The sequence below is a fragment of the Salinispora sp. H7-4 genome (assembly GCF_013416675.1).
GTDB lineage: Bacteria > Actinomycetota > Actinomycetes > Mycobacteriales > Micromonosporaceae > Micromonospora > Micromonospora vitiensis.
On record NZ_JABZED010000078.1, the window covers coordinates 19,688 to 44,053 of the forward strand.

The 24,366-nt window shown below is 69.9% G+C and carries 17 protein-coding genes; 7 read left to right on the forward strand and 10 right to left on the reverse strand.

All coding sequences use genetic code 11. The features are described from left to right. The first annotated feature begins 111 nt into the window (after positions 1–111). The gene (gene mraY, locus H0524_RS24140) at positions 112–1,215 is read left to right on the forward strand and encodes a phospho-N-acetylmuramoyl-pentapeptide-transferase (protein WP_180200705.1); all 1,104 of its coding nucleotides are present in this window, start codon (positions 112–114) and stop codon (positions 1,213–1,215) included. Positions 1,216–1,264: 49 nt separating this feature from the next. Beyond that, complete coding sequence (locus tag H0524_RS24145; protein WP_180200706.1) at positions 1,265–1,438, forward strand: hypothetical protein; 174 nt, start codon at positions 1,265–1,267, stop codon at positions 1,436–1,438. A 483-nt stretch (positions 1,439–1,921) separates the two neighbouring features. Here the strand turns inward: H0524_RS24145 and H0524_RS24150 are convergent, their stop codons facing one another. Both H0524_RS24150 and H0524_RS24155 read right to left on the reverse strand, forming a co-directional pair. After that, positions 1,922–2,335, reverse strand: coding sequence for a nuclear transport factor 2 family protein (locus tag H0524_RS24150; RefSeq protein ID WP_180200707.1), 414 nt, complete (start codon positions 2,333–2,335; stop codon positions 1,922–1,924). 208 nt (positions 2,336–2,543) lie between these two features. Then, on the reverse strand, positions 2,544–2,954 hold the full coding sequence (locus tag H0524_RS24155) for a hypothetical protein (RefSeq protein ID WP_255436216.1): 411 nt from the start codon (positions 2,952–2,954) through the stop codon (positions 2,544–2,546). 542 nt (positions 2,955–3,496) lie between these two features. Here H0524_RS24155 and H0524_RS24160 point away from each other — a divergent pair. Then, complete coding sequence (locus H0524_RS24160) at positions 3,497–4,297, forward strand: glycine betaine ABC transporter substrate-binding protein (RefSeq protein WP_180200708.1); 801 nt, start codon at positions 3,497–3,499, stop codon at positions 4,295–4,297. Positions 4,298–4,348: 51 nt separating this feature from the next. Beyond that, positions 4,349–4,828 carry a VOC family protein gene (locus tag H0524_RS24165; RefSeq protein WP_180200709.1) on the forward strand — a complete coding sequence of 160 codons (480 nt, stop codon included), beginning with the start codon at positions 4,349–4,351 and terminating at the stop codon, positions 4,826–4,828. Positions 4,829–5,014: 186 nt separating this feature from the next. Here the strand turns inward: H0524_RS24165 and H0524_RS24170 are convergent, their stop codons facing one another. Next, a complete protein-coding gene (locus H0524_RS24170; RefSeq protein WP_180200710.1) occupies positions 5,015–5,854 on the reverse strand; it encodes a metallophosphoesterase in 840 nt (279 codons plus the stop codon). Between the two features lie 289 nt (positions 5,855–6,143). On the opposite strand from H0524_RS24170, the gene H0524_RS24175 reads away from it, so the two are divergent. Continuing rightward, complete coding sequence (locus H0524_RS24175; protein ID WP_180200711.1) at positions 6,144–7,547, forward strand: sensor domain-containing protein; 1,404 nt, start codon at positions 6,144–6,146, stop codon at positions 7,545–7,547. Beyond that, positions 7,511–8,173: a response regulator transcription factor gene (locus tag H0524_RS24180; RefSeq protein ID WP_018728887.1), complete on the forward strand. Its 663-nt coding sequence runs from the start codon at positions 7,511–7,513 to the stop codon at positions 8,171–8,173. The genes H0524_RS24175 and H0524_RS24180 overlap by 37 nt, the downstream gene beginning before the upstream one ends. A 98-nt stretch (positions 8,174–8,271) precedes the next feature. Here the strand turns inward: H0524_RS24180 and H0524_RS24185 are convergent, their stop codons facing one another. The 5 genes from H0524_RS24185 to H0524_RS24205 all read right to left on the reverse strand — a co-directional run bounded on the left by H0524_RS24185 (position 8,272) and on the right by H0524_RS24205 (position 18,672). Continuing rightward, entirely contained in the window at positions 8,272–10,836 is a 2,565-nt protein-coding gene (locus H0524_RS24185) for an FtsX-like permease family protein (RefSeq protein ID WP_180200712.1), read from the reverse strand. Beyond that, positions 10,836–11,639, reverse strand: a complete 804-nt coding sequence (locus H0524_RS24190) for an ABC transporter ATP-binding protein (protein ID WP_026323121.1) — start codon at positions 11,637–11,639, stop codon at positions 10,836–10,838. The genes H0524_RS24185 and H0524_RS24190 overlap by 1 nt, the downstream gene beginning before the upstream one ends. A 138-nt stretch (positions 11,640–11,777) precedes the next feature. Continuing rightward, positions 11,778–14,618 carry a LuxR family transcriptional regulator gene (locus H0524_RS25520; RefSeq protein WP_180200713.1) on the reverse strand — a complete coding sequence of 947 codons (2,841 nt, stop codon included), beginning with the start codon at positions 14,616–14,618 and terminating at the stop codon, positions 11,778–11,780. A gap of 1,108 nt (positions 14,619–15,726) precedes the next feature. Beyond that, positions 15,727–16,503, reverse strand: coding sequence for a thioesterase II family protein (locus H0524_RS24200; RefSeq protein ID WP_180200714.1), 777 nt, complete (start codon positions 16,501–16,503; stop codon positions 15,727–15,729). Between the two features lie 387 nt (positions 16,504–16,890). Continuing rightward, on the reverse strand, positions 16,891–18,672 hold the full coding sequence (locus H0524_RS24205; RefSeq protein ID WP_180200715.1) for an MFS transporter: 1,782 nt from the start codon (positions 18,670–18,672) through the stop codon (positions 16,891–16,893). A gap of 83 nt (positions 18,673–18,755) precedes the next feature. Between H0524_RS24205 and H0524_RS24210 the strand changes: the two genes are divergently transcribed. Continuing rightward, a complete protein-coding gene (locus tag H0524_RS24210; protein ID WP_180200716.1) occupies positions 18,756–19,343 on the forward strand; it encodes a TetR/AcrR family transcriptional regulator in 588 nt (195 codons plus the stop codon). A gap of 113 nt (positions 19,344–19,456) precedes the next feature. Here the strand turns inward: H0524_RS24210 and H0524_RS24215 are convergent, their stop codons facing one another. Together H0524_RS24215 and H0524_RS24220 are read right to left on the reverse strand one after the other, a co-directional pair. Further along, the gene (locus H0524_RS24215; RefSeq protein ID WP_018219215.1) at positions 19,457–19,723 is read right to left on the reverse strand and encodes a hypothetical protein; all 267 of its coding nucleotides are present in this window, start codon (positions 19,721–19,723) and stop codon (positions 19,457–19,459) included. 216 nt (positions 19,724–19,939) lie between these two features. Then, a partial coding sequence (locus H0524_RS24220; protein ID WP_180200717.1) for an SDR family NAD(P)-dependent oxidoreductase occupies positions 19,940–24,366 on the reverse strand: 4,427 nt, incomplete at its 5' end.

A 24,366-nucleotide genomic window follows, 5' to 3' on the forward strand; every position in this document is an offset into this window, starting at 1 on the left:
TGGCTGATTCGCCAAGCGCTGGGGTGCAAGCTCGATGGACTGTCCGAGTACGACTTCGCCCGTCGTGCGGTGGCATGTCGTGAGAGACCCTGATCTCGTCGAGGCTCGCCCGTGAGGGCGGTCGTTGTCGCGGCTGCGGTCGCGTTCATTATTTCCCTGTTCGGCACGCCAGTGGCGATCCGAGTATTCACCGCGCTCAAGGCCGGACAGCCGATCCGTTCCCTCGGCCTCGCCTCGAACGAGGGCAAGAAGGGTACGCCGGCGATGGGTGGCGTCGTATTCATCGTGGCGACCGTCATCGCCTACGTCGCCGGGCATTTGGCCCTGGTCACACTGCCCGAGGGGCAAATCGCGCAGGTGCAACCGACCATGACGGCCCTCGTCCTGCTCGGCCTCTTCGTCTTCTGCGGCGCGCTCGGCTTCGTCGACGACTTCCTCAAGGTCCGCCAGCGCAACTCCGACGGACTGTCCGCCAGGGGCAAACTACTCGGCCAGGCGGTCATCGGCACCGGATTTGGCATCGCCGCACTCTACGTGGCGAGTTCCAACGGCCAGACCGTGGCCAGCGAGCACATCTCGTTCATTCGGGACATTAGCTGGCTGGACGTCGGCAAGGTTGGCTCGGTGATCGTGTTCGTATTCGTGATTACGGCCATGTCAAACGGCGTGAATCTCACTGACGGCCTTGACGGCCTAGCCACCGGCGCGTCAGCCCTGGTGCTCGGCACATACGCGCTGATCGGGTTCTGGCAATACCGGCACTGGTGCGCCGACGAGGCCTACGCTCGGGCGAACGACTACTGCTACCAGGTCCGCGATCCGCTGGAAATAGCCATCATCGCGGCTGCGGGCGCCGGCGCCTGCGTGGGTTTCCTGTGGTGGAACACGTCCCCGGCGCGGATCTTCATGGGCGACGTCGGCGCGCTCGGGCTCGGCGCCCTGATCGGCGGACTCGCGGTGGCAACCCGCACCACGCTGCTGTCGATCCTGATCGGCGGCCTCTTCGTCATCATCACCGTCACCTGGGTGATTCAGATTGTCTCGTTCCGCACCACCGGAAAGCGGGTCTTCCGGATGGTGCCGCTGCACCACCACTTCGAACTGGCCGGATGGAGCGAAGTCAACATTGTGGTCCGATTCTGGACCATCGCCGGCATCTGCCTGGCGATTGGCCTGGGACTGTTCTACTCGGACTACCTGGCGGCCGCTGGATAGAGCCACGCGACCTCATCGAAACACACCATGAATTGGGCCTCGTATCCCCATGTCCGACAGGACGTTCGTCCTCAGCAGTACCGCAGCACGCGAGCTACGCCGGTGCAGGCTCTCCGCGGTCAGCCTGGAGCAGGTCCCGCTGATCGCCGCCGCATCGCGGGTCAACGAAGTTGATGGGGGTTTCGCCGACGCGGTTACTCTGTCCGGGGTGGACCTTGGTTGAAGCGCCCGAGGCTCTTGGTTGATCATCTTGTCGTCGAAGCAGGCTGATCACCACGGAAGAGCCACAGGCATGGTTGAGGATACGACCCGGCTGCTGGGCCCTGCCGGTCTGGCTGTCGTCGGGGTTGTCGACGGGGCGGATAGTCCGGTGGTAGACCTGGTCACCGCTGATGACCCGGTCCAGACAGATGGCGGCGCCTCCGCGCAGGTTCATCGTGGCGTGTCAAATTCCGCACGGACGCGGCCGACCCGACAGCGACGTCGTCCGTCCCACCGATTCGAGCCGACCAGTCCGACGAACGGGGCATCGAACTGCAGCGTCCGCCGCGCAAAGAGAAGCCTGCGTACGACGAACCCACACTCAAAGTCGCCCAACGCTTCCTCGCCATGACCGCCGCGATCTGGCACCACTACAACACCAGCAAACCCGTCAGCCGGTCCCGGATCGCCAATGACGGCTGACATTCGGAACAACTCGTCTGGATCACCACCGCTCCACGAGGTGTTCCCTGCCCAACGGCGGATCGTATGATTCGGGCCAGTAATCGACGATCTTCCTGATGAGTCCATGCTCAGACACCTCGAGCCAGACGCACGCGTCCTGCTGCTCGACACCGACCCGAATGTCCAGCCATAGAGCAGCAAAGCTGCCATCGGCGACCACCCGTCGGAGGCGCAAATGCCAATCGCCTGGATACTCAATGTTGAACCGCAGGAACGCGTCGACGCCGTGGATACGCTCACGGGTCTGCGGCATCTCGTAGACCACACTGTCGGTGAGCAGGGCGGCCAGTCCGGGCCAGTCCCGGCGCTCCAAATGATCGACGTAACTCTGTGCAGCCTGCCGGGACATCGAGGTACGGTCCACGGCGTGGAACGTAGCATCCGGCAGGGACATCTCCGGCAGGCCGCCGTACGAGCGTCAGCGCACCAACCGCAGGAACCGTGCGCCACCGCCCGTGAATTCTCGTCGTGGGTCCTGTCGGTGGCCAGTGCCAGAATGCAGTCTGGAGCTTGGCTAACTACCGGAACACTAGTAGGAAACCGGTACCGGCTGCGGTAGGAGGGGTGCTACATATCCGTCGGCGTGGCCTTGGTGGCTGGATTCAGATCCAGGTCCAAGGACGGAGGGCCCGCCACAGGCGCTCCCGCCACCGGGCACGCCGAGGATGGAGGAAGAGCTCGATGTCCTCTAGCGCAGTGGCGGCGGCCCCGCCAAAATTGGGGACCGACCTAACATGGTGAAGGGCAGCAACTACCCGAGGTTCATCTAACTGGCCGTACACCCTCGCCAGGTGACCCAAACACGTGGCGGCGAGGGCCTTCACCTGGCAATCCTCGTGATCGAGTAGCTCCAGATAGAGTTCCTGCAGCTCCTTCCAGTCCCCGTCGCCGTACAGGGCGGCACCGACCATGGCATCCAGCGCGCTAAAGAGCTCGCCGCGATCAACCGCCGCGCGCACAGCAGCGGGCGTTGCCGACGGCGGGTTGTGGAACACATGATGCGTATGCCTCATGTGCCATATCCTTGCCCACCCGAAAGCGGGGGCCACCGGCCAGCTGGACGCCGGACCGGCCTGCTCGTCCCAACACAACCCGGGCTACAACCAGACGGGCACCGACTGCCCGCCCCAATCGCCGCGTCCGAGCGTCAGGCAGGTGCGCGTGGTGGCGGGTGAGTGCCAGGTTGTCTTCGGCCGTGGTGCTTTGTCATCGCGGCCGGACCTTCCGCCGCGATTTTCTGCGGTCACGTCCGGGGTCGCGCGGTTGTTCACCGTCAGGTTCGGAGGAATCTCGCTACATCGCCGAAAGCATGCCCATCTGGTCGACGGAGCCTGGCCAGGACGACGGGGCAGCAACCTCATGGCCCGGTTTCACCACCGATCGTCGCGAAGTACTCGAGGCGACGCAGCGTAGCCATGCACCCAGCTTATCGAGTCAGGAATATTCTGTCATTGGACGCATGGGACGTGGTGGGTGCAGGCTGGGTTCCACCGCGGGGAACTCCGGTCCTCCCGGTTTCTCATTGACACCCGATGCGAAAGGCAGGAAACCTCTCATGGACACGGGTATTCGCCGGCCGGCGCTCACGGTAGGGAACATCTCGCTGTCGTTCCACCGCGCCGCGGCCGCGGTCACCCGCCGCGTCCTGGAGGACTCCGGGCACGAAGTACGCACCATCGAGGCACCGCACCAGCGGCTCTTCGAGTTGCAGGCCGCGGGAGAGGTCGATGTGCTCGTCTCGGCCTGGCTGCCCTCCAGCCACGGGGAGTACCTGTCCCCGTACCGCGACCAGGTGCAGGTCCTGCCCCCGCACTACGAGCCGTACTGCGTATGGGCGGTACCCCCGTACGTCCCGGCCGACGCCCTCGGCGAGGTCGCCGACCTGGCCCGCCCCGACGTGGTCGACCGGATGTCCGGGACCATCGACGGCATCAACCCCGGAGCCGGCATCAGCCGCTTTTCCGCCCAGATGGTCCGTGAATACGGTCTCGACCGGCACGGCTACGCATTCCGGCCGGGAACCGAAGCTTCCTTCATCAGCCGGGTGGAGCGTGGAATCGCCGAGCGCGAATGGTTCGTGATTCCGCTCTGGCGGCCCCAGTACCTGAATCTGCTCCACGGCCTGCGGCCGCTGTCCGAGCCCAAGGGCCTGCTGGGCGGAGTGGACTCGGCAAGCCCGGTCATCACCAACCGGGCCATGGACGTCATCGCCCCCGTGGCGCTGGAACGTCTAGCCGGCCTTCACCTCGGCAACGAGGGGGTGGAGGCGATCGACAAGCTCATCAACGTCGACGGACTGGCGCCGCCGGACGCCGCCGACCGCTACCTGGGCCGCGGGGCCGACGTCACCGGCTGATCCCGCCCCTTATTCCATCCCGCACCACACCATCCCAAGGAGATAGCCAGCATGACCGCCCCCGTTTCCAACCTGGGCCTGGACCACATCGCCCTGCGTACCTACGACATCGACGCCAGCGTCCGCTTCTACACCGAGGCACTGGGCTTCCGGGTCGCGCACGAGTGGAGCGCGCCCGAGGCCGGCGTCAACCGCTGCGTATTCCTCGACGCCGGCGACGACCGGGTGATCGAGCTCTTCGACGCCGCCTCCACCCCGCCCGGCGGCTCGGCGCGGGAATTCGACGCCGAGCCCCGTCCGAGCGACGAGGAGCGGGCGCACGCCGCCACCCTGGTGCACTTCGCGATCCGTACCGAGGATCCGGCCGTGCTCTTCCAGCGGGCCGTCGCCGCCGGCGCCCGTCCGCTGATGGCGCCCGCGCGGATCGAGACCAAGGGCGCCACCGCCATGACCCTCGAGGTCAGCTTCGTGTACGGCCCCAACGGCGAGGTCATCGAGTTCATCAAGCGGCCGCGCCCGCCGCAGTCCTGACCGCTGGGCGGCGTTGATCTGGCCAGACCAGGCAGCGACGTGAGGATATCCCGGTCCGGGCCGCCCTCGGACCGGATCGGGATGTCGTCGAGAGCGCCGATCGGAGCCGGCGCCGGGCCCCAGCCTGCGCCGGCTCCGATCTTTGGGGATCGACGGTCGACCGCGGCTGCCTCGTCGGGGCGAAGGTCAGACCGGCGCGGGCGTGGGCAGCACCGGGCGCAGCCACGAGTCGGGGTGGCCACGGGGACGCCACTCCCGGGGATAGCCGACGGAGACCTCCTCGAAACGCACCCCGTCGTGCCAGGTGACACGGGGGATGTGTAGGTGGCCGTAGATCACGGTGCGCGCGTGGAAGCGGCGGTGCCATCCGGCGGTGAGCTCGGTGCCGCACCACTGGGCGAACTCGGGGTACCGCAGGATGTCGGTGGGCGTGCGTACCAGCGGATAGTGGTTGACCAGGACCTTCGGCACGGCCGGATCGCAGTCGGTGAGGCGGGCCTCGGTCCTGGTCACCCGGGCCCGGCACCAGGCGTCCCGGCTCGGATGCGGATCGGGGTGGAGGAAGACCTCGTCGGCACAGACGATGCCGGCGGCGTGGGCCCGGGCCAGGGCCTGCTCCTTGCTGGTGACGCCCGGTTCGCGGAACGAGTAGTCATAGCCGACGAACAGCGGCGCCACCAGCAGCGGCCCGCCGACGCCGGTCCAGACCGGGTAGCTGTCCTCGGGAGTGGTCACGCCGAGGTCCCGGCACCGCCGCACCAGGGCCTGGTAGCGGGCGTCGCCCCGCAGTTGGACCGGGTCCTGGGGGTGGGTCCACAGCTCGTGGTTGCCGGGCGCCCAGATGACCTTGGCAAACCGTTCGCTGAGCAGCGTCAACGCCCAGGTCACGTCGGCGAAGAGTTCGCCGACATCACCGGCGACGATCAACCAGTCGCCCGCCGCGTGGGGCCGCAGGCTCTCGACGATCCTCCGGTTCTCCGGGTACGCCACGTGCAGGTCGCTGACGGCGTAAATGCCGGCGTTCATCAGCGCGGTCCCCCTCATTCGGCCCGGTACGGTGACGACGGTCCGGGCTAGCCCCGTACCGCACCGGTTCCCGGAACATCGCACCGTTGTCGACGGCATCCGGCGTCGACGGCATCCGGCGTCGATGAAGCGCGTGGCCCACACGCTAGGCTCCACCGCCGGCCACGCCAACCCTTAACGGGCCCCTACCCCGAACGCACCGCCACGCCGCCGCTGGGCAGGCCGTCGGCCGGTCCAGCGAGGAGTACTCAGGGCCAAGGTCTCACCCCGACGTGGGACACTCATCTACATGGGCGAGTTGACCAGCGACGCGGTAGCCGAGCCGGGGTCAGAACTCCGCCCGGTTGATCCGGAACGCGTCGGACCCCGCTGGCTGCGCCGCCTGCTCGGCGTGGACGCCGTCACCATCGCGCACATCCGGCCGGTCCTGTCGGTGGCCCTGCGGGCTACCGGCCGGGGCGTGCTGATCGCGGCCACCGCCGTACTCAGTCTGGTCCTCTTCGTCGCCACCGCCCTCGCCACGGCGTTCATCCTGCTCGGCATCGGGATGCTGCTGCTGCCACTGCTCACTCCACTGGTCCGCCGGCTGACCGGGCTGTGCCGGGAACTCGCCGCCCGCTCCGGGGTCACCATCGCCACGCCGTACCTTCCCGGCAGGCCGTCGGAGCCGGGGGTAGTCGGCTGGGTGCAGCGCTGCCGGTTCATCCTCACCGACCCGGCAAGCTGGCGTGACCTACTATTCCTGCTGCTCAACGCCGCGGTCGGCTTCGCGCTCGGGCTGCTGCCAGCCACCCTGCTGGTGTATGCGGTGGAGGGGTTGTTGCTCTCCTCCGGGTTCTGGATGCTGATACGGGAGTCCGGGGTGGACTTCTGGTACGGCTTCACCCCGATGGACACCTGGCCACGGGTGGCGCTCGGGGCCCTGGTCAGCCTGACGGTGTTCGTCGTCTGGCTGGCCGCGACTCCGAGGCTGGTCGCCGGGCACGCACACTTCGCCAGGGCACTGCTCGGGCCGAGCGAGCGGGCGTTGACCGCCTCCCGCATGCGGCACCTCTCGGAGACCCGGTCGGACGTCATCAACATCCAGGCCACCGAGCTACGCCGGATCGAGCGCGACCTACACGACGGCGCGCAGGCACGGCTGGTGGCGATCGGCATGAAGCTCGGCGCGGCCACCCGCCAGCTGCGTACCAACCCGGATGCCGCGGAGACGCTGCTGGTCGATGCACGCAACGCTACCGCCAGCGCGCTGGAGGAGTTGCGCTGCCTGATTCGCGGCATCCACCCGCCGGTGCTCGCCGAACGCGGCCTGGCGGACGCCGTCCAGGCGATCGCGTTGGAGAGCCCGATCGACGTCGCCGTCACCGCCGACGTGCCCGGTCGATTGGCCGCACCGGCGGAGTCCGCCGTCTATTTCGCCATCTCCGAACTGTTGACCAACATCGTCAAGCACGCCAACGCCGACCGGGCGAGTATCGACCTGCGTCATCAGGATGGTGCCCTGCGCGCGGTGGTGGTCGACAACGGCCAGGGCGGCGTGGATGCCGGCACCGGCACCGGCATCCGGGGCATCGAACGGCGTTGTGCTACGTTCGATGGAACGTTCGTCCTCAGCAGTCCCGAAGGTGGGCCGACCATCGCAACCCTGGAGCTGCCGTGCGCGTTGTACTCGCCGAGGACCTCTTCCTGCTGAGACAGGGCATGGTCCAGCTCCTCGAATCGTACGACTTCGAAATCGTCGCGGCGGTTGACAGTGGTCCGGCCCTGCTCGATGCGCTGGTGACCCTGCGCCCGGAGGTGGCGGTGGTGGACGTGCGGCTACCGCCGACGTTCACCGACGAGGGTCTCCAGGCTGCTCTGGAGGCGCGGCGCCGATGCCCCGGGCTGCCCATCCTGGTGCTCTCCCAGCACGTCGAGCAGCTGTACGCCAAGGAGCTACTCGCCGACGCCAGCGGCGGCATCGGCTACCTGCTGAAGGACCGAGTGCTCAACAGCGACCAGTTCGTGGACGCCATTCGACGGGTCGCCGACGGTGGCACCGCGATGGACCCGCAGGTGATCTCGCAGCTGCTGGCCGTCCGGTCCCGCCGGGAACCACTGTCGATGCTGACCCCGCGCGAACGGGAGGTGTTGGAGCTGATGGCCGAGGGATGCTCCAACACGGCCATCGCCCAGCGCCTCATCGTCAGTCAGGGCGCGGTCGCCAAATACACCACCAGCATCTTCGCGAAGCTCGATCTGGCACCGGCGGACGACAGCAACCGCCGCGTGCTGGCCGTGCTGGCCTACCTCAACAGCACCCGCGTCGACGTCTCCTGACGGCACGCCGGACCGGGCCTCGAGCGACCCTACCGACGACGGCAGGTAGTGGTGCCCCGGTCGGGCCATCGGGGCACCACTGGTCGTTACGCTGCTCGCTACTCCACGGCGACGGCGGCTTCCGCGGGCCGGGCGAGCATCACCCGGCGTCCGGGCAGCAGGGTGGCGGCGAAGGCCAGCACCGCCGCGCCCGCCACCACGGCCAGGTAGATCCAGAATGGCCCGGAGGGTACCGGTCGCCCCAGCACCACGATGCTGAACGGTAGCAGGGTGGCGATGGAGGCGATGGTGCCGAGCACCACCCCGATGACGGTGACCGTGCCCGCCTCCACGCTGAGCATCAGCAGGGACTGCCGTCGGGTGGCGCCGATGAGGCGCTGCATGCCCAGCTCCCGGCGGCGACCGGCGGTCGCCACGATCAGGGTGTTCGCCACCGAGATCAAGGTGTAACCGGCGACCAACCCGACGAGCATATAGTTGACCCACGCCAGGGTCTTGGTGCGTTCGGCGAAGGTGGTGATCGCCTCGCGTCCCTCGATCATGGTGCCGGGTTGGCCGACGACCTCCTCCCGCAGATTGGCCACCAGTGTTTCCCGGTCGGTACCGGGCTCGGCGGTGACGAGGATCTGTCGGGACAGTCCGGTGGTGCTGTGCGCGGCGAGCAGGTCGGCGGGGAGCAGGATCGTCTCGAACCCCTCCTTGGCCGGGTAGAGCGCCACCACCCGCAGGTCCACCGCCGACCGGTCGCCGAGCCGCAGGGTGATCTGGTCGCCGACACCGATGTTGAGGTTCTTCCCGGCAACCTCGGGCAGCGCCACCGCGTCGCCGGTGAGGTCACCCAGGTTTCCGGCGGTGGTCCGGACGCCGGTGATGGTGGCGGCGCTGGCCCCGCTCACGCCCTGCAACGGCCAGGGTGACTCGACGTGCGACCCGTCGTACGGCTTGTTGATCCAACCGGCGCTGGTGACGTACGCCGACGCCGCCTCGACGCCGCGCGCGGAGCGGATCGCCTCGACGGTGTCGGCGGGGAAGCCGCCGGTGGTGGAGCTGAGCACCACGTCGGCGCGGAGGTTCTCGGAGTAGTAACGCTCCGCGGCCTCGTTCTGGGTGGTCTGGAGGTAGAAGTTGGCCACTGCCAGCGCCACCGCCAGCATGATCGGGGTGACCGCAGCGGCCACCCGGACCGCCCGTGTCCGCACGTTGATCGTGCCGAGGTAGCCGGCGAGTCCGAAGAACGCCCGCACCGGCAGGCTCAGTACGGCCGCGAGGAGCCGGGTCAGCCCCGGGCTGATCAATGCGATCGAGATCGCCCAGCACATCACCGCTGGCCCGGCGGTGGCCGAGGCCACCGGCCCCTCCATCACGATCGCCGTCACCAGGATCAACGCGAATCCGCCGGCGAAGAAGAGGAGGGAGAACAGCACCCGGGGCCAACTGACCCACTTGCGCTGCAGGGCCGCCTCGGCGATGCCAGCGGTCGGGCGGATCTTGGAGGGGCGTCGACCGGCAACGTAGGCGGCCACCAGCGCGGCGAAGATCCCGATGGCGGGCCCGGCAAGGTAGGGAATGAAGCCCTGGTGGAACTCGACCACCGGCGAGATGACCCCGGCCGCCGAGACCAGGCGGTAGAGCAACGGCCCCAGGAACACCCCCGGGACGCAGCCGAGGATCGCCGCACCGACCGCGACCACGAGCGCCTCGCGACGCACCATTGTGCGGATCTGCCGCGGCGTCGCGCCGATGGAGCGCAGCAGAGCGACTTCCTTCTGCCGCTGCTGCACCGACAGGCCCAGGGTGCTGGCGATCACGAAGATCGCCACGAAGACCGTCATCCCGCCGAAGACACCGGCGAGCGGGATGAGCTGCGCCTGGCCGCCGACCGCCTCGGGGAACTCGGCCACCCCGCGGTCGTCGCCGGTGAGGACCACCAGCTTACGGTCGGCGAGGGTCTGTTCGATCTGGTCGCGCAGATCCGCCACGTCGGTGCCGGGCTTCGCCAGCACACCGATCGCGTCGGCGCCACCGGCGTGCGGGTTGAGCCGCCGCTCGTCGTCGCCGGAGAAGAAGAGCGCGGACTGGCTCGTCTCACCCGGCGGGGCGGCGATGCCGGTCACCTGGAAGGAGGAGGTGGCGCCACCGACCACGATGTCAACCCGGTCGCCGACTCCGACCTGCGCCAGCCGCGCCACCCGCCGGTCCAGGACAACCTGACCAGCCTGGGTGGGTGGCCTCCCGTCCAGCTGGTACGGCCCGAGCTCGGCCGACTCCCAGGTGTGGCCCAGCGACCCGGACCCGACGATCACCGGCGCCCCGTCGCGGACCACGGTGGCGGTGAAGGACGACTCAGCGATGGCCCGTTCGACCCCGGGCACCTCCTGGATCTTGCTGACCAAGGCCGGATCGATCCAGTACCGCTCGGCCAGCGGGACCGACTTGATGTCCTTGGTGTCCTGCGGGTCCTCCTTGGGCACGCCATAGGTCTGCTTGCCGCTGACCACGACGTCGGCCGCCGCGAGCCGCTGCGGCGGGACCGCCAGCCGGACGCCGGTCTCCATCAACCCGCCACTGGCGACAATCAGCGCCACGCCGAAGAAGACCGCGAGGAAGGTCGCCATGAACGCGAGCCTGCGGTAGCGCAGGGTGCGCCAGGCGAGGTACATCATCAGAACCCACCCCGGCCGGTGGACTGCGGCGCGCGGCCCTGCTGCCATGCGGTCAGGTGCGTCATCCGCTCCGCCACCACGTCGGCGGTCGGGGCCTCCAGCTCACCGACGAACTGCCCGTCGGCAAGGAACAACACCCGATCCGCAGCGGAGGCGGCAACCGGATCGTGGGTCACCATAATGATCGTCTGGCCGCTCGCCGCCGTCTCCCGGAGCAACTGCAACACCTCACTGCTGGTCTGGGTGTCCAGCGCGCCGGTCGGCTCGTCGGCGAAGATGACCGCCGGCCGCATGATGAGCGCACGCGCGATCGCGACCCGCTGCTGCTGACCACCGGAGAGCTCACTCGGAAGGTGCTTGCGTCGCTCGGCCAGCCCCACCCGACCCAGCACCTCCACCACGGAGGAGCGATCCGGCCGCCGGCCGGCCAGCCGGAACGGCAAACCCACGTTCTGCTCGACGTTCAGCGCCGGCATCAGGTTGAAAGCCTGGAAAATGAAACCGACCCGCTCCCGGCGCAGCCGGGTGAGCTGGTTCTCGTCCATCCCGTTGAGTTCCTTGCCGTCCAGCACCACCGACCCGGACGAGGGCACGTCAAGCCCCGCCGCGCAGTGCAGGAAGGTGCTCTTGCCAGAGCCCGAGGGCCCCATCACCGCCGTGAAGCTGCCCCGCGAGAAGCTCATCGTCACGCCCCGCAGTGCCTCAACCCGGTTCCCGCCACGCCCGTACGCCTTACGCACGTCGTCCAGCCACACAGCGTTCGCGCCGTCAACCGAGGTCCGCCGGTCCTTGTTCCTGTTCACCTCATGCTCCCCGCAGAAGAAGTCGCCGAACGGCGGTGGGTACATATTCACGGTATGAATCAAGCAGGCGCCATTCTATGGAGCTAATGACCCGAATAGGTGGGCCTAGGCCCACCTATTCGGGTCCACCACACCGGGTCAGCTCGCCTGGACCGCCGCTGACTCCCACTGTGACCAGGGCTGCTCCGCGCCGCTCGACGCCACCGCCAGCAACCCAGCCCCAGTGGAGTCCATCGGCAGCCCCAACGACAGTTCGGTGCGGCGCCGGACGTTCAGCTTCCGATAGACCCGGGTGAGATGCTGCTCGACGGTGCTCACCGTGATGTACAGCTTCTTGCCGATCTCCCGGTTGGTGTGGCCGAGCGCGGCCAGGGTCGCGACCCGCTGCTCGGCGTCGCTGAGTCGGGACATCTCCTCGTGCTCCGGGCCAGCGTCCGCCTCGTCGCCCCCGACCGCGTCGCCGCTGGGCAGCAGCCGGCGGCACAGCGCCTGCGCCTGGATGTCCTTGGCGAGCTGGGTGGCGCTGCGCGCCACCACCCGTGAGGTGTTGAACTCCCCCCGGCCGTAGTGCGCTCTGCTGAGGGCGGCGAGGGCCAGGGCGAGCTGGAACCGGTCACCGGACTCCTGGAGCAGGTTGGCCGCCTGGCGCAGGGTGTTGACCCGCTGCTTCACGTCCAGCGCTGAGCCGAGCAGCCGCAGCGAGATGCCCCTGGTACGAATGTTCTGGGCGCCGGGCCGGGAGAGTTGCTCGGTCACCATCTTCCGCGCCATATCGGGCCGGCCGGAGCGCAGGTAGACCTGGGCCAGGTCGCCGCGCCAGGGCAGCAGGGTCGGCAGGTCCATCCCCCACTGGGTGGCCAGGTGCCCACAGGTCTCAAAGTCGGCGAGCGCGGCGTACACCCGTCTCCCGGCCAGGTGCAGATGGCCCCGGGCCCGCAGATACAGCGGCCAGAACCAGGTGTCCCGCATCGCGTCCGGGATGACGTACCGGAGCAGGGCCTTGGCCTCATCGAGCTTGTCCAGGCCGATCTTGGCGAGCAGCATGTTGGACAGCGGTGAACCGATCGCGACGCCCCAGTTGTGCGGCGACATCGCGTCCAGGGCCTCGTGGGCGAACCGCTCGCCGAGCGGCAGGTCACCCTGCCGGAGTGCGATGTGTGACCGGACGTCGGACAGGATGGCGTGCCAGGTGGCGCCCCGGGAGCCGGTCTCCGCGCCGAGTGCGTCGCACCAGTGCACCGCCTGGTCCATCCGGTCGGCGTAGACCAGCGTCTGCAACGCACACAGCGCCGACTCGGGGCCTACATCAACCAGCATGTGGCTGCCGAGCACCTGCTCGGCTCGGGCGATCGCCTCGTCGGTCACCCCTTCGGTGAGCACGGTGGTCAGGGACGGCGTGACCCACCCGAGCGAGCCGTCGGTGCGGGATATGGCGTGGACCGGCGTCGTCGTCGCCGTGGTGCCGGGGGCGGCGTCGAGCCCCGCGAAGGCGACCGGGAAGTACAGCCGCAGCCATTCGGCGGACCCGTCCAACTCGGCGGCGGTCGTGGCGTCCAGTTGGTGTCGGGCGTCCCGCAGGTGCCGTAAGGTCTCCTGGGCTTCCTCCAGGCGGCCGTGCCAGAGCTGGTAGCGCAGCAGCGCGGCGGCGTGCCGCTCGGAGAGGTGCCCAGCCCGCAGGGCATCGCGCTGGGACTGGAGGTGCTGGCTCACCGCCGCCGGGCTGACCCGCCACTGGCAGTCGGCCAGCATTGCGGTCAGTGCTGCCCGACGGGGTGCGTCGTGGCACATCTCGTGGGCCAGCTTGAGCGACTCGACGGCGTCGTCGACCCGGTCCTCGGCGAGCGCGTGCGTCGCCGAGTCCTGGAGGAGGGCAATCGCCCACGGCTCGGTCAGACCCCCGGCGGCGAGCAGGTGGCCCCCGATCGCCGGAACCGGGGCACCTTCGGAGTGCAGTAGCGCCGCGGCGCGGGCGTGCATCTCGGACAGCGCGTCCGGGTCCAGGTCGTGCAGCACCGCCGCGCACGCCGCCGGGTGTCGGAACCGCCCCGCATCCAGCAGGCCGGACAGGGTGAGCGCGTTGAGCACCCACTGGACCCGGGCCGGCTTGGTGTCGAGTAGTCGGGCCAGCAGTGCCGGGGTGGCGAAGTCGTCGAGCAGGGCCAGCCCGTGAGCCGTCTCCAGGATCACCGGGTCCCACCGCCGCAGGCACGCCAGGACCGCCTGGCGGAACTGGTCGCCGACGATCGCTTCGGTGGCGCCGGTCGGCCCGGCGGCACGCCGGTCCCCGCCGAGCGCGTGCAGCAGCAGCGGGTTGCCGCCGCTGATCCGGTGGTACGCCGGGGCCTGCGCCCGGGCCATCTCGTCGTCGGTCCAGCCACGAAGCACCTCGGCGACGCCCGCCTCGGACAGCGGTGACAGTTGGATGGTGTGGAAGCATGCCTGCCGGGTCAGCTCGGCGCGGAACTCGGGGTTGACCGGCTGCGGTTGTGGCGACTCGGTGAGGACCACCAGGATCTGCGCTGCGGTGAGCCGGCGCTGCAGGTAGAGCAGGGTCTGCAGGGTGGTCCTGTCGGCGAACTCGACGTCGTCGACGAGCAGGACGAGCGGCCGGTCCCGGGCGATGTCGAGCAGTTTGGCACACATCACCCGCACGGCCCTGATGTCAGCGTCGCCCTCGGTCGTGGCGGCCCCGAGGTCGATGAACGCACCGACGCCTCGCATCACCTCGGTCGGCAGCGGCACGCTGTGGAACAGCTGTCCCATCACGGCGGCCGGCAGCATCTGCTCCGCCCGCGAGCAGGTGGCGCTCAGCACCAGCCCACCCGCGGTGTCGACATGATCGGCTACGGCCCGCAGCAGCTCGGTCTTGCCCGTGGCACCGGGACCACTGACCAGCACGACCCGTCCCCTGCCCGTGGCGCTTCCGGCGTAAAGGTCCCGCAAGATGTCGAGCTCGCGGCTTCTCTCTACGAGTTCCACCCGTCTCCCTATGTCAGCGATGACGCATCGAACGGAGCGCTGTCGCCTACCGGGACAGACCCCCCGACGAAAAGGTTCGGCTCGATGCCATGCGGTCCGCCGAGCCCCACCCGGCCACTGGGCAGGTCAACCTGAAAACCATGATTTGCAATGATGATCGCCAATTAGGTTGACGCTTTCATCGCGCCTCGACGGCGACCACAGCATACCTAGACACGCGTACAAGTTGGAAGTGGGATGGTGATACTTCGTCACCGAATATCACGCCACGGCGACAGTAAGGTTCGGTTGACCTTGGCTCGGCTTGTTGAGGCAGCACCTGCGAGACAGCGCAGGGGTGGTGAAACGAGCGCGCTCCTCCTCAGTAGACGACAAGCTCCCACGCCAGCTACCAACCGCGAACCAAGGGCTCGACACGTTGCGTCGGCTGGCCTGGGCAGCCGCGGTAGAGCACGCGTCGGTGCGTGGCAGGCCGCCCGGCTCGTCGCACCTGCCGACGGGGTGCACACCGGCCCTGGACGGCGAGAATATCCGCACATCGGTGGACCGACCGGAGTGGACGTACAGCTGTCTCCGCCCGCGCACGACACCGTGACAGTCGTCACCCACCCCATGGCCGCCGCACTCCGCAACCTCACGGTCGCCCTGATCCGGCCGGCCGGACCCCCAGGGGGAGGGAACGTCACCCCGCAGGTGACCGGGCAGGTCACCTCGGGCGTTTCGCACGTGAAGCGTGTCCGTCTTGGGCCGCCAGACGCGGGGAAGACAGCAATATTACAAAATCAATTCCGGTGTTGATCAGCCGTGCTGGCCTGGCGACAAAGGCATCACAAATGCTACTCCCGGAGCCAGGAAGTGGCCGCAGGTTGGCCAGCCGCTGAAATTCGGCTGCCGACCGAGGAGTGGGGTCCCCTCCGGGTGGACGGACACACAAAAGATGAACAGCAACGACAGTTCAATGGCACACCTGGGAAACTGTGACGGCGGCAACGGTGACACCTCGCGGGTCGTGGTCTACCGCAGGAACATGCCCACGAAGATCGCCGATTGGCGGCACGGTAGCCGGGGCACACCGGCTACCGGCATCCCCCTGTCACCGTCGTCCCGACTACCCGGTCGGCTCGCTGGGCAACAGCCGCTCCAGCTCGGCCCGGATCAGCCGGATCACGTCGCCGGCATGGTCGTTGAGATAGAAGTGCCCGCCGGGGTACACCTTGACGTCGCACTCACCGGTGGTGTGCCGACACCAGTCGTGCGCCTCGTCCAGGGTGGTCATCGGGTCGGCGTCGCCGGTGAGCACGGTGATCGGGGCATCCAGCCGTTGGTCCGGGTCAGCCCGGTAGGTCTCCACCGCCTTGTAGTCCCCCCGCACCGCGGGCAGGATCATCGGCAGCAGCTCCGGATCGCCCAACACCCGCGGATCCGAGCCGCTCAGCCTGGCCAGCTCCCGCAGCACCCCGGCATCATCCCGGGTGTGCACGTACCGCTCATCACGAACCCGGGACGGGGCCCGACGACCGGAGGCGAACAGTCGCAGCGGCGATCGGCCCATCCGCAGTTGCAGCCGCAGCCCCACCTCGTAGGCGAGCACCGCACCCATGCTGTGGCCAAAGAGCGCCAGCGGCCGGTCCAGCCACGGCCGCAGCGCGTTGAAAACCCCGTCAGCCAGGTCGGTAACCGAATCCAGCACCGGCTCATGCCGGCGGTCCTGCCGGCCCGGGTACTGGATCGCCAGCACGTCAACGGTGGGCGACAGGGCCTTGGAGACCGGAAACAGGTAACTGGCCGAACCACCAGCATGCGGCAGTGCCACCAGCCGGATCGCGCTGAACGGCGCCGGATGGAACCGCCGCACCCAAAGGTCGTTCTCGAGGGTTGCCGTCATCACTGGTCCCTTACGGATCGACGCTGCGGGTACCTCCACAGCGGGACATCTGAAGCGAGACGTTCCCGCACCGGACCTCCCCTCCTTGCCACCGGGCAGGTACCCGGGGACGTTGACCGGGACGACCAGCGGTACGCCGAGCGCATCGCGCGTCCGCACGAAGCGCGCCGCACCCTGATCGTCCATCATCGTTCCCTGCCGGGCGGACCGGCCGGCATGCCGCGCGGCACCGCCGTACGGCACCGGTGTCCTCTGACGAAGCGAGCGTAGGAACGCCCGGAATACCGGACAACCCCTATGTGCAACACCGGACCCCCTAGCCCCACCACCACTGCGAGTTGCTGAACCCGTCGCACAGGGCTGATATTTCCGTGGGAGGCGGGGACGTCACCGCCCGACCGGGCCGGTGCGGTCAGGCCACCGGGTGGGCCGGCCGGGTGGCGACGGGGCCGCCGGCGGCTCCAGACCGATCTGGACCGCAGGGCCCGGCTCAGCGTCGGCGGCCGCCTCCGCCGGCAGGACGTCGGTCGCTGTCGGTTCGTCGTCAACCGGGGTGGCATCGGCGGCGGCCACGGGTCCCTCGACGTGGGTCGCGCAGTCGGCCGTCGAGGGGGTCGCGTCGCCGGACCCGTCGGACGGGCCCGGCCCGGGCACCGATACGCCCACGTTGCGCAGCAGCACGGCCGCCAGGAACGCCGTCACCAGCAGGATGCCGGCCGAGACGATCGCGGCGACCCGCAGCTCGTCGGTGAAGGCCGCCCGCGCCAGCGTCACCAGGGTTTCCGCTGCCGTGGTGGAGAGCGTCCGGCTTTCCACCACCGCGCCACCCAGAGTCTCCCGGGCGGCGGCCCATGCCTGCGATGGCACCCCGTCCGGTGCTTCGCCGGAGAGTTCCCGCCGGTAGACGTACGCGCCGATGCTGCCGAGGATCGCGACGCCCAGCGCCGCACCGAACTGGCTGCCGGTCTCGGAGAGTCCGGCAGCGGCGCCGGCCCGCTCCGGGGGCGCGGTAGAGACGATCAGCTCGGCGCTCAGCGTCAGCACCATGGCGACGCCACCCGCCATCAACGCCTGGCCGAGCACCGCGGGGGCCAGGCCCGACTCGTCGCCGACCTGGGCGAGCACCACGCAACCGGCGGTCGCCACCAGCAGGCCACCGGCGGCGACGTAGGCGCGCTTGAAGCGCTGGGCGAGCATCGGGGCCAGCACGGCCGCGCCGATGCCCGCCGCACCGGCGGCCGGCAGTGACCACAGGCCGGCGGTGAACGGGCGCAGCCCGAGCACCAACTGGAGGTACTGGCTGATGAAGAACATGAACCCGACCAGCGCGAAGTTGGCGAGCACATTCATCACCACCGCCGCGCTGAACGCCGGGGCCCGGAACAACCGGACATCGATCACCGGGTCGGTGAGGCGTCGCTGACGCAGCACGAAGACGGCCAGGAAGATCAGTCCGGCGGCCACACCAGCCACCGGCGGCCAGTTGATGCCGTCCTCGGCGAACTGCTTGACACCCCAGATCATGGGCAGCACCGCGACGAACGCCAGTACCGTGCTCAGCAGATCGGGTCTCCCGGTGGCCGCGTTGCGGAACTCGGGCAGCAGCAACGGTGCCAGGATCAGCAGGAGCAGCATGATCGGTACGTTGATCTCGAAGACGGCGCCCCAGGAGAAGTACTGGAGCAGCGCGCCGCCGGCCACCAGGCCGATGACCCCACCGGCGGAGAAGCCGGCCGCCCAGACCCCGATCGCGGCCCGTCGCTCGTTCTCGTCGTGGAACATGTTGCGGATCAGGGACATGGTCGACGGCATGAGCGTCGCACCGGCGGCGCCCATCACCGCCCGGGTGCCGATCAGCATGCCGGGGCTGGTGGAGAGGGCCGTCGCCACGGACGCCACACCGAACACCGCCGCGCCGATCATCAGCAGCCGCCGACGCCCGATCCGGTCCCCCAGCGTCCCCATCGGAATCAACAGGCCAGCCAGTACAAAGGCGTAGACGTCCGTGATCCAGAGGAGTTGGCTACTGGTTGGCTCAAGGTCCGCCGTGATGAACGGCAGGGCATACGACAGCACGGTCATGTCCATGCTGATGATCAGTGTCACCATGACGAGTACCGCGAGACCGGTCCACTCGCGGCGGCCGGCCTTTGCCTGCGCTGTAGCCATGACCGAAAGCTACCCCGAGTTTTATACGCGCGTATAGATCTGGTGGGGTGAATAAGGGGGTGGTTCCGAGTAGGGTGACGCCCGTGGGTCATCGGGAACGTCTGCTGGTAGGGGCCAGGAACTGCCTCTACGAACGCGGCTACACGCACACCACCGCCCGCGACATCGTTGCCGCTTCGGACACCAACCTGGCGTCGATCGGCTACCACTTCGGCTCCAAGGAGGCGCTGCTGACCGCAGCGCTGGTGCAGGCCTTCGAGGAGTGGGGCGTCGAGATTGACCGGGTGCTGCGCGACGGCACCCAGCCCGACCTGATGGACCGACTGGAATCGATGTGGACCGGCCTGGTCGAGTCGTTCGCCACGCAACGGCCGCTCTGGGTCGCCGGGATTGAGGCGTTCGCGCTGGCCGAGCGCCTGCCGGAGTTACGGGAGCAACTGGCGGAGAGCTACGCCCGCGCCCGCCCGGCCCTGGCCGCCTTCGTCATCCGCGACGGCGGCGAGGACGTCGCGGACGAGACCCGCAAGGCCGTCGGCTCATTCCTGCTGGCACTGATGACCGGGCTGACGGTGCAGCGGCTGCTCGACCCCGAGGCCGCCCCGTCCGGCGAGGAGCTTGCCGAGGCGCTCCGGCTGATCATCAGCGCGGTCAACCACACGGCCAGCGCCTGACGCCGCCCACCGGCCAGGGGTTCCGCCGCTCCCCGACCAGACGACCTTCCCGGCGCAGGGACAGGGGGCTCGATAGGGGTCACCCCACCGCCGAGCCGCCTGGTGCCACCGCGTCACTCCACCCGGACCAGACCGGCGCGGAGCATGTCCTCCAGCCAGACGTCGAAGTCCCGTCGGGTGGCCGCCGGATCGGCCGACCACTGCCAGGCCAGGACGCCGGCCGCCCGCTCCAGCGAGCCGCCCTGCTGCTGCAGCGCGATCCACATCGCGGCGGCGGTCGCACCGAACCGGTATCGCAACCCGCTGCGTTCGGAGACAAGCTCAAGCTGTCCGTTCCGGGTGACTTTGGCGACGATCCCCTCTTCGAGTCGCACCCGCATCCTCCCTGCCTCTCCCGTGTCCACCCCTGGTGGTGGCCACCGGCGAATCTGACGTTCACCCAGCTGGCCACTACCGTATGATGTCGAACGGTTACGCGATACGGTCATGGACCCACGCCGAAGGTGGACCAAGGCCCACCCATCCGCGCGAGGGAGACCCGAGGTCTGCCGGCCACCCGTGGGCGCCAACGGACCTCAGATCCCGGGATCGGATGATCAGTCCGACCCCTGCAGTTCGTCGTCGAGGATCTCGAACAGTTCGTCCGCAGTGGCCGACGTCAGGTCCCCGGCGGCCGGCTCCGCACCGGCCGCGCCGTAGGTGGCGTTCCACCGAGACATCAGCGCCTGGAGCCGGACGGTGATCCGGCCCCGCTCCCCCTCGTCCGGCACGGTGTCGTCCATCAACGCCTCAAGCCGGGCCAACTCGGCCTCCAACGACGGGGTGCCCCCCAGGACACCGGTCAACTCCGACCGGACGAAGCGAGCCACCGCCGCCGGACTGGGATAATCGTAAATGAGCGTCGCCGGTAGGCGCAGCCCGCTGGCCGCCCCGATGCTGTTACGAAATTCCAGGGCCGCGAGGGAATCAAAGCCGAGTTCCAGAAAGCCCTTGTCCGGATCGATCGCCTGCGGACGGTCATGCCCCAACACCTCGGCGGCACGGGCGCAGACCAGCTCGGTGACCATCCGGTCCGCGTCATCCGGCGTCAGCCCGGCCAGCCGGTCGGCCAGTGACCGCTCACCGGCGGCCGGACCGGCCGCACCGGCCGCCGTCCGCCGGGTCGGGGCGGGGACCAGGCCCCGCAGCAGCGGCGGCACGCCCTCCGCTCGTGCCCGGACCGCGGCCAGGTCGAGCCGGACCGGCAGGGCCAGCGCCGGTCCCGCCGGGACAGTTGCATCGAACAGCGCCAATGCATCCCCGGTGGACAGCGCGACCACCCCGGATCGGCCCATCCGGCGCAGGTCCACCTCGCCGAGGTGGCCGGTCATCCCGCTACCCGGCTCGGCCCACAAGCCCCAGGCCAGTGAGATGCCGGCGAGCCCGTGCGCTCGCCGGTGCTGGGCCAGGGCGTCCAGGTAGGCGTTCGCAGCGGTGTAGCTGGCCTGGCCGGCACCGCCGAGAGTGGCCGCCACCGACGAGAACAGTACGAACCAGCGCAGCGACCGATCCAGGGTGAGCTCGTGCAGGTGACGGGCGGACTCCGCCTTGGGGGCCAGCACCGCCGCCGCCCGCTCGGGCGTCAACGTGGCCACCAGCCCGTCGTCGAGCACACCCGCCGCGTGGATCACCCCGACCAGCGGGTGCGCGGCGGGCACCCCGTCGAGCAGGGCTGCCACCGCCGCCCGGTCGGCCAGGTCGCAGGCCACCACAGTGACCTGGGCACCGGCCGCCGCCAGGCGGGCGACCAACTCCTCCGCTCCCGGGGCCGCCGGGCCCCGCCGGCTGGCCAGCAACAGTCGCCGTACGCCGTGCCGGGTGACCAGGTGCTCGGCGACCAGCCGGCCCAGCCCTCCGGTGCCGCCGGTGACCAGCACCGTGCCCTCCGGGTCCGGATCGACCGGCAGTTCGCCGTCGGGTACCGGCAGCGGTGCGAGCCGGGGCGCGAACAGCTCAGCCCGGCGCACCACCAGCTGTGGCTCGGCGTCAACGGCCAGCGCGGCCTGCAGCCCGGTCGGGTCCGCCCCGTCCAGGTCGACCAGGGCCAACCGGCCCGGGTTCTCCTCCTGCGCGGCCCGGACCAGACCCCAGACGGTGGCGTCCACCGGTCGGGGCACGTCCTCGCCCTCGGCCGTCGCGACCGCCCGAGTGGTTACCACCGCCAACCGGCTGCTGGCGAACCGCTCGTCGGCGAGCCACCCCTGCACGAGGGCGAGCGCCCCGGTCGCCGCCGCCACGGTCGAGTCCGACGTGGTACGCCAGGCGACGGCGACGGTCCGTGGCGCGGCACCGGTCCGCTCGATGTCCGCCGCGAGCGCCGCAAAATCCGGGTGACGGGGCACCCCGAGGCCGAGGTCGTCGTCGCCGAGGACCACCGTCGCGTCGTTCGTGGCGGTCTCCGGGGCCGGCACCGGGGTCCAGGCCACCTGGTACAACGACGAGCGATGGCCGGTCCGCGCCCTGGCAAGCTGGTCGGCGGCCAGCGGCCGGACCACCAGCGAGGCCACCGAGGCGACCGGTACGCCAGCGGTATCGGCCAGCTCGAAGGAGGCCTCCTCCGGCCCGATCCGGCGCAACCGCACCCGTAGCGCCGCCGCCCCGGTGGCATGCAGGGCAACACCTCGCCAGGCGAACGGCAGCCGGAGCAGGTCGTCGTCGCTCGGGTCCCTCCCTGTCAGGTCGAGGGTGTGTAGCACCGCGTCGAACAGCGCCGGGTGCAGACTGAACCGCTCGGCCGAGGACCAGACGTCCTCCGGGAGCGCCACCTCGGCGTACACCTCGTCATCCCGACGCCAGGCGGCCCGCAGCCCTTGGAACAGCGGGCCGTAGTGGTAGCCGGAGTCGGCAAGCCGGTCGTAGTGCCCGTCGAGATCGACGGGGACGGCGCCGGCCGGTGGCCAGGCGCCCTCTGCCGGCACGGCGGGGAGGGTGGCGGCCACCGGGGCGAGCACACCGCTGGCGTGCCGGGTCCATCCCGGGACGCGGTCGTCCGGCTGGGAGTGCACGGTGACCGGGCAGCGCCCCGCCTCGTCGGGCACCCCGACCACCACCTGGAGGTCCACACCGCCCTGCGCGGGAACGATCAGCGGGGCCTCCAGCGTCAGCTCCTCCACCAGGCCGCAGCCGACCTGGTCGCCGGCGCGGACGGCCAGTTCGATGAACGCCGTGCCGGGCAGCAGCACCGTCCCGGCGAGGGCGTGTTCGGCCAGCCACGGGTGAGTCCGCAACGACAGCCGACCGGTCAGCACCGTGCCGTCGGCACCGGCCAGCCCGATTACCGCGCCGAGCAACGGGTGGGCGGCGGCGCGCTGGCCGAGGCCGGGCACATCGCCCCCGCTGCCCGCCGGAGCGTCGAGCCAGAGCCGGCGACGCTGGAACGGGTACGTCGGCAGGTCGGTGACCCGGGCTCCGGTGGGCGCGAACCAGGCTCGCCAGTCGACCGGGACGCCCCGGGTGTGCAGCGTGGCGACGGCCGTCAACAGGGTCGTCGCCTCCGGCCGGCCACTGCGCAACACCGGCACCAGGGCGGCGTCCGCCATGTCGGTGACGCAGTCCCGACCCATCGTGGTGAGCACGGCGTCCGGCCCAACCTCCAGGAATGTGGTGACCCCGGTGGCCTGCAGGGTGGCGATGCCGTCGCTGAACCGCACCGCCTCCCGCACGTGCCGCACCCAATATTCGGGGGTGCAGATCTCGTCGGGGTCGGCGAGCCGACCGGTCCGATTGGACACCACCGGCACCCTCGGCGGGGCAAAGGCCAGGCCGGCCACGATCTGGTGGAACTCGGCCAGCATCGGCTCCATGTGCGGCGAGTGGAACGCGTGGCTGACCCGCAGCCGTTTGGTCCGGCGGCCCCGCGCCCGCCAGCCGTCGGCGGCCGCGCCGACGGCGTCATCATCGCCGGAGATCACCACCGAGAGCGGGCCGTTGACCGCCGCGATGCCCAACTCCGCTTCCCGACCGGCCAGTTCCCGGCGTACCTCTGCCTCGGACGCCTCGACCGCCACCATCGCGCCGTCCTCGCGCATACCCTGCATGAGCCGACCCCGGGCGGTGACCAGGGTGGCAGCGTCGGGCAACGACAGCACCCCGGCGACGTGGGCGGCGGTGATCTCACCGATGGAATGCCCGGCGACCAGCTCGGGTCGGATGCCCCAGGAGTCGAGCAGGCGGAACAGCGCCACCTCGATGGCGAAGAGCGCGCTCTGGCTGTAAGCGGTCTGGTCGAGCAGCGCGGCGTCGGCGACGTCCGGTTCGGTGTAGAGCACCTCCCGCAGCGGCCGTTCGAGCTGTGCGTCCAGGTGTCCGCAGACCTCAGCGAACGCCTCCGCGAAGGCCGGGTACGCCGCGGCCAACTCGCGGCCCATGCCGAGACGCTGGGCGCCCTGCCCGGTGAAGAGCATGGCCAGCTTGCCGGCGGACGGGGAGCCCTGCACCAGTTCGGCGGCGTCGGCTCCCTCGGCGACGGCGCGCAGGGCGCGGATCGCGTCGTCCCCGGCCGCGGCGACCACGACGGCCCGGCGTTCCCAGGCCGTGCGGGTGGTGGCCAGCGAGTAGGCCACGTCGAGCGCACCCGCGGTGCCGGCGACCAGGTCGGCCTGGGCACGCAACGCCTCCGCCGAGCGGGCGGACAGCAGCCAGGGCAGCACGGGCGGCGCGACGGCGGGGGTGGCGTCGGTCGAAGGTGCTTCGACGGCGGGCGCGTCGGTCAGCGGCTCGTCGGCCGGGGCGACGCCGGTCGAAGGTGCTTCGACGGTGGTGGCATCGTTCGGGGGTGCGTCGGCCGGGGTTGCGTCGGCCGGGGTTGCGTCGGCCGGGGGTGCCTGTTCGAGGATGACGTGGGCGTTGGTGCCGCTGATGCCAAACGATGAGACACCAGCGCGGCGAGGCCGGTCCAGCACCGGCCACTGCTGCGCCTCGGTCAGCAGCCGCACCTCCCCGGCCGACCAATCGACCTGCGGAGACGGCTCATCAACATGCAGCG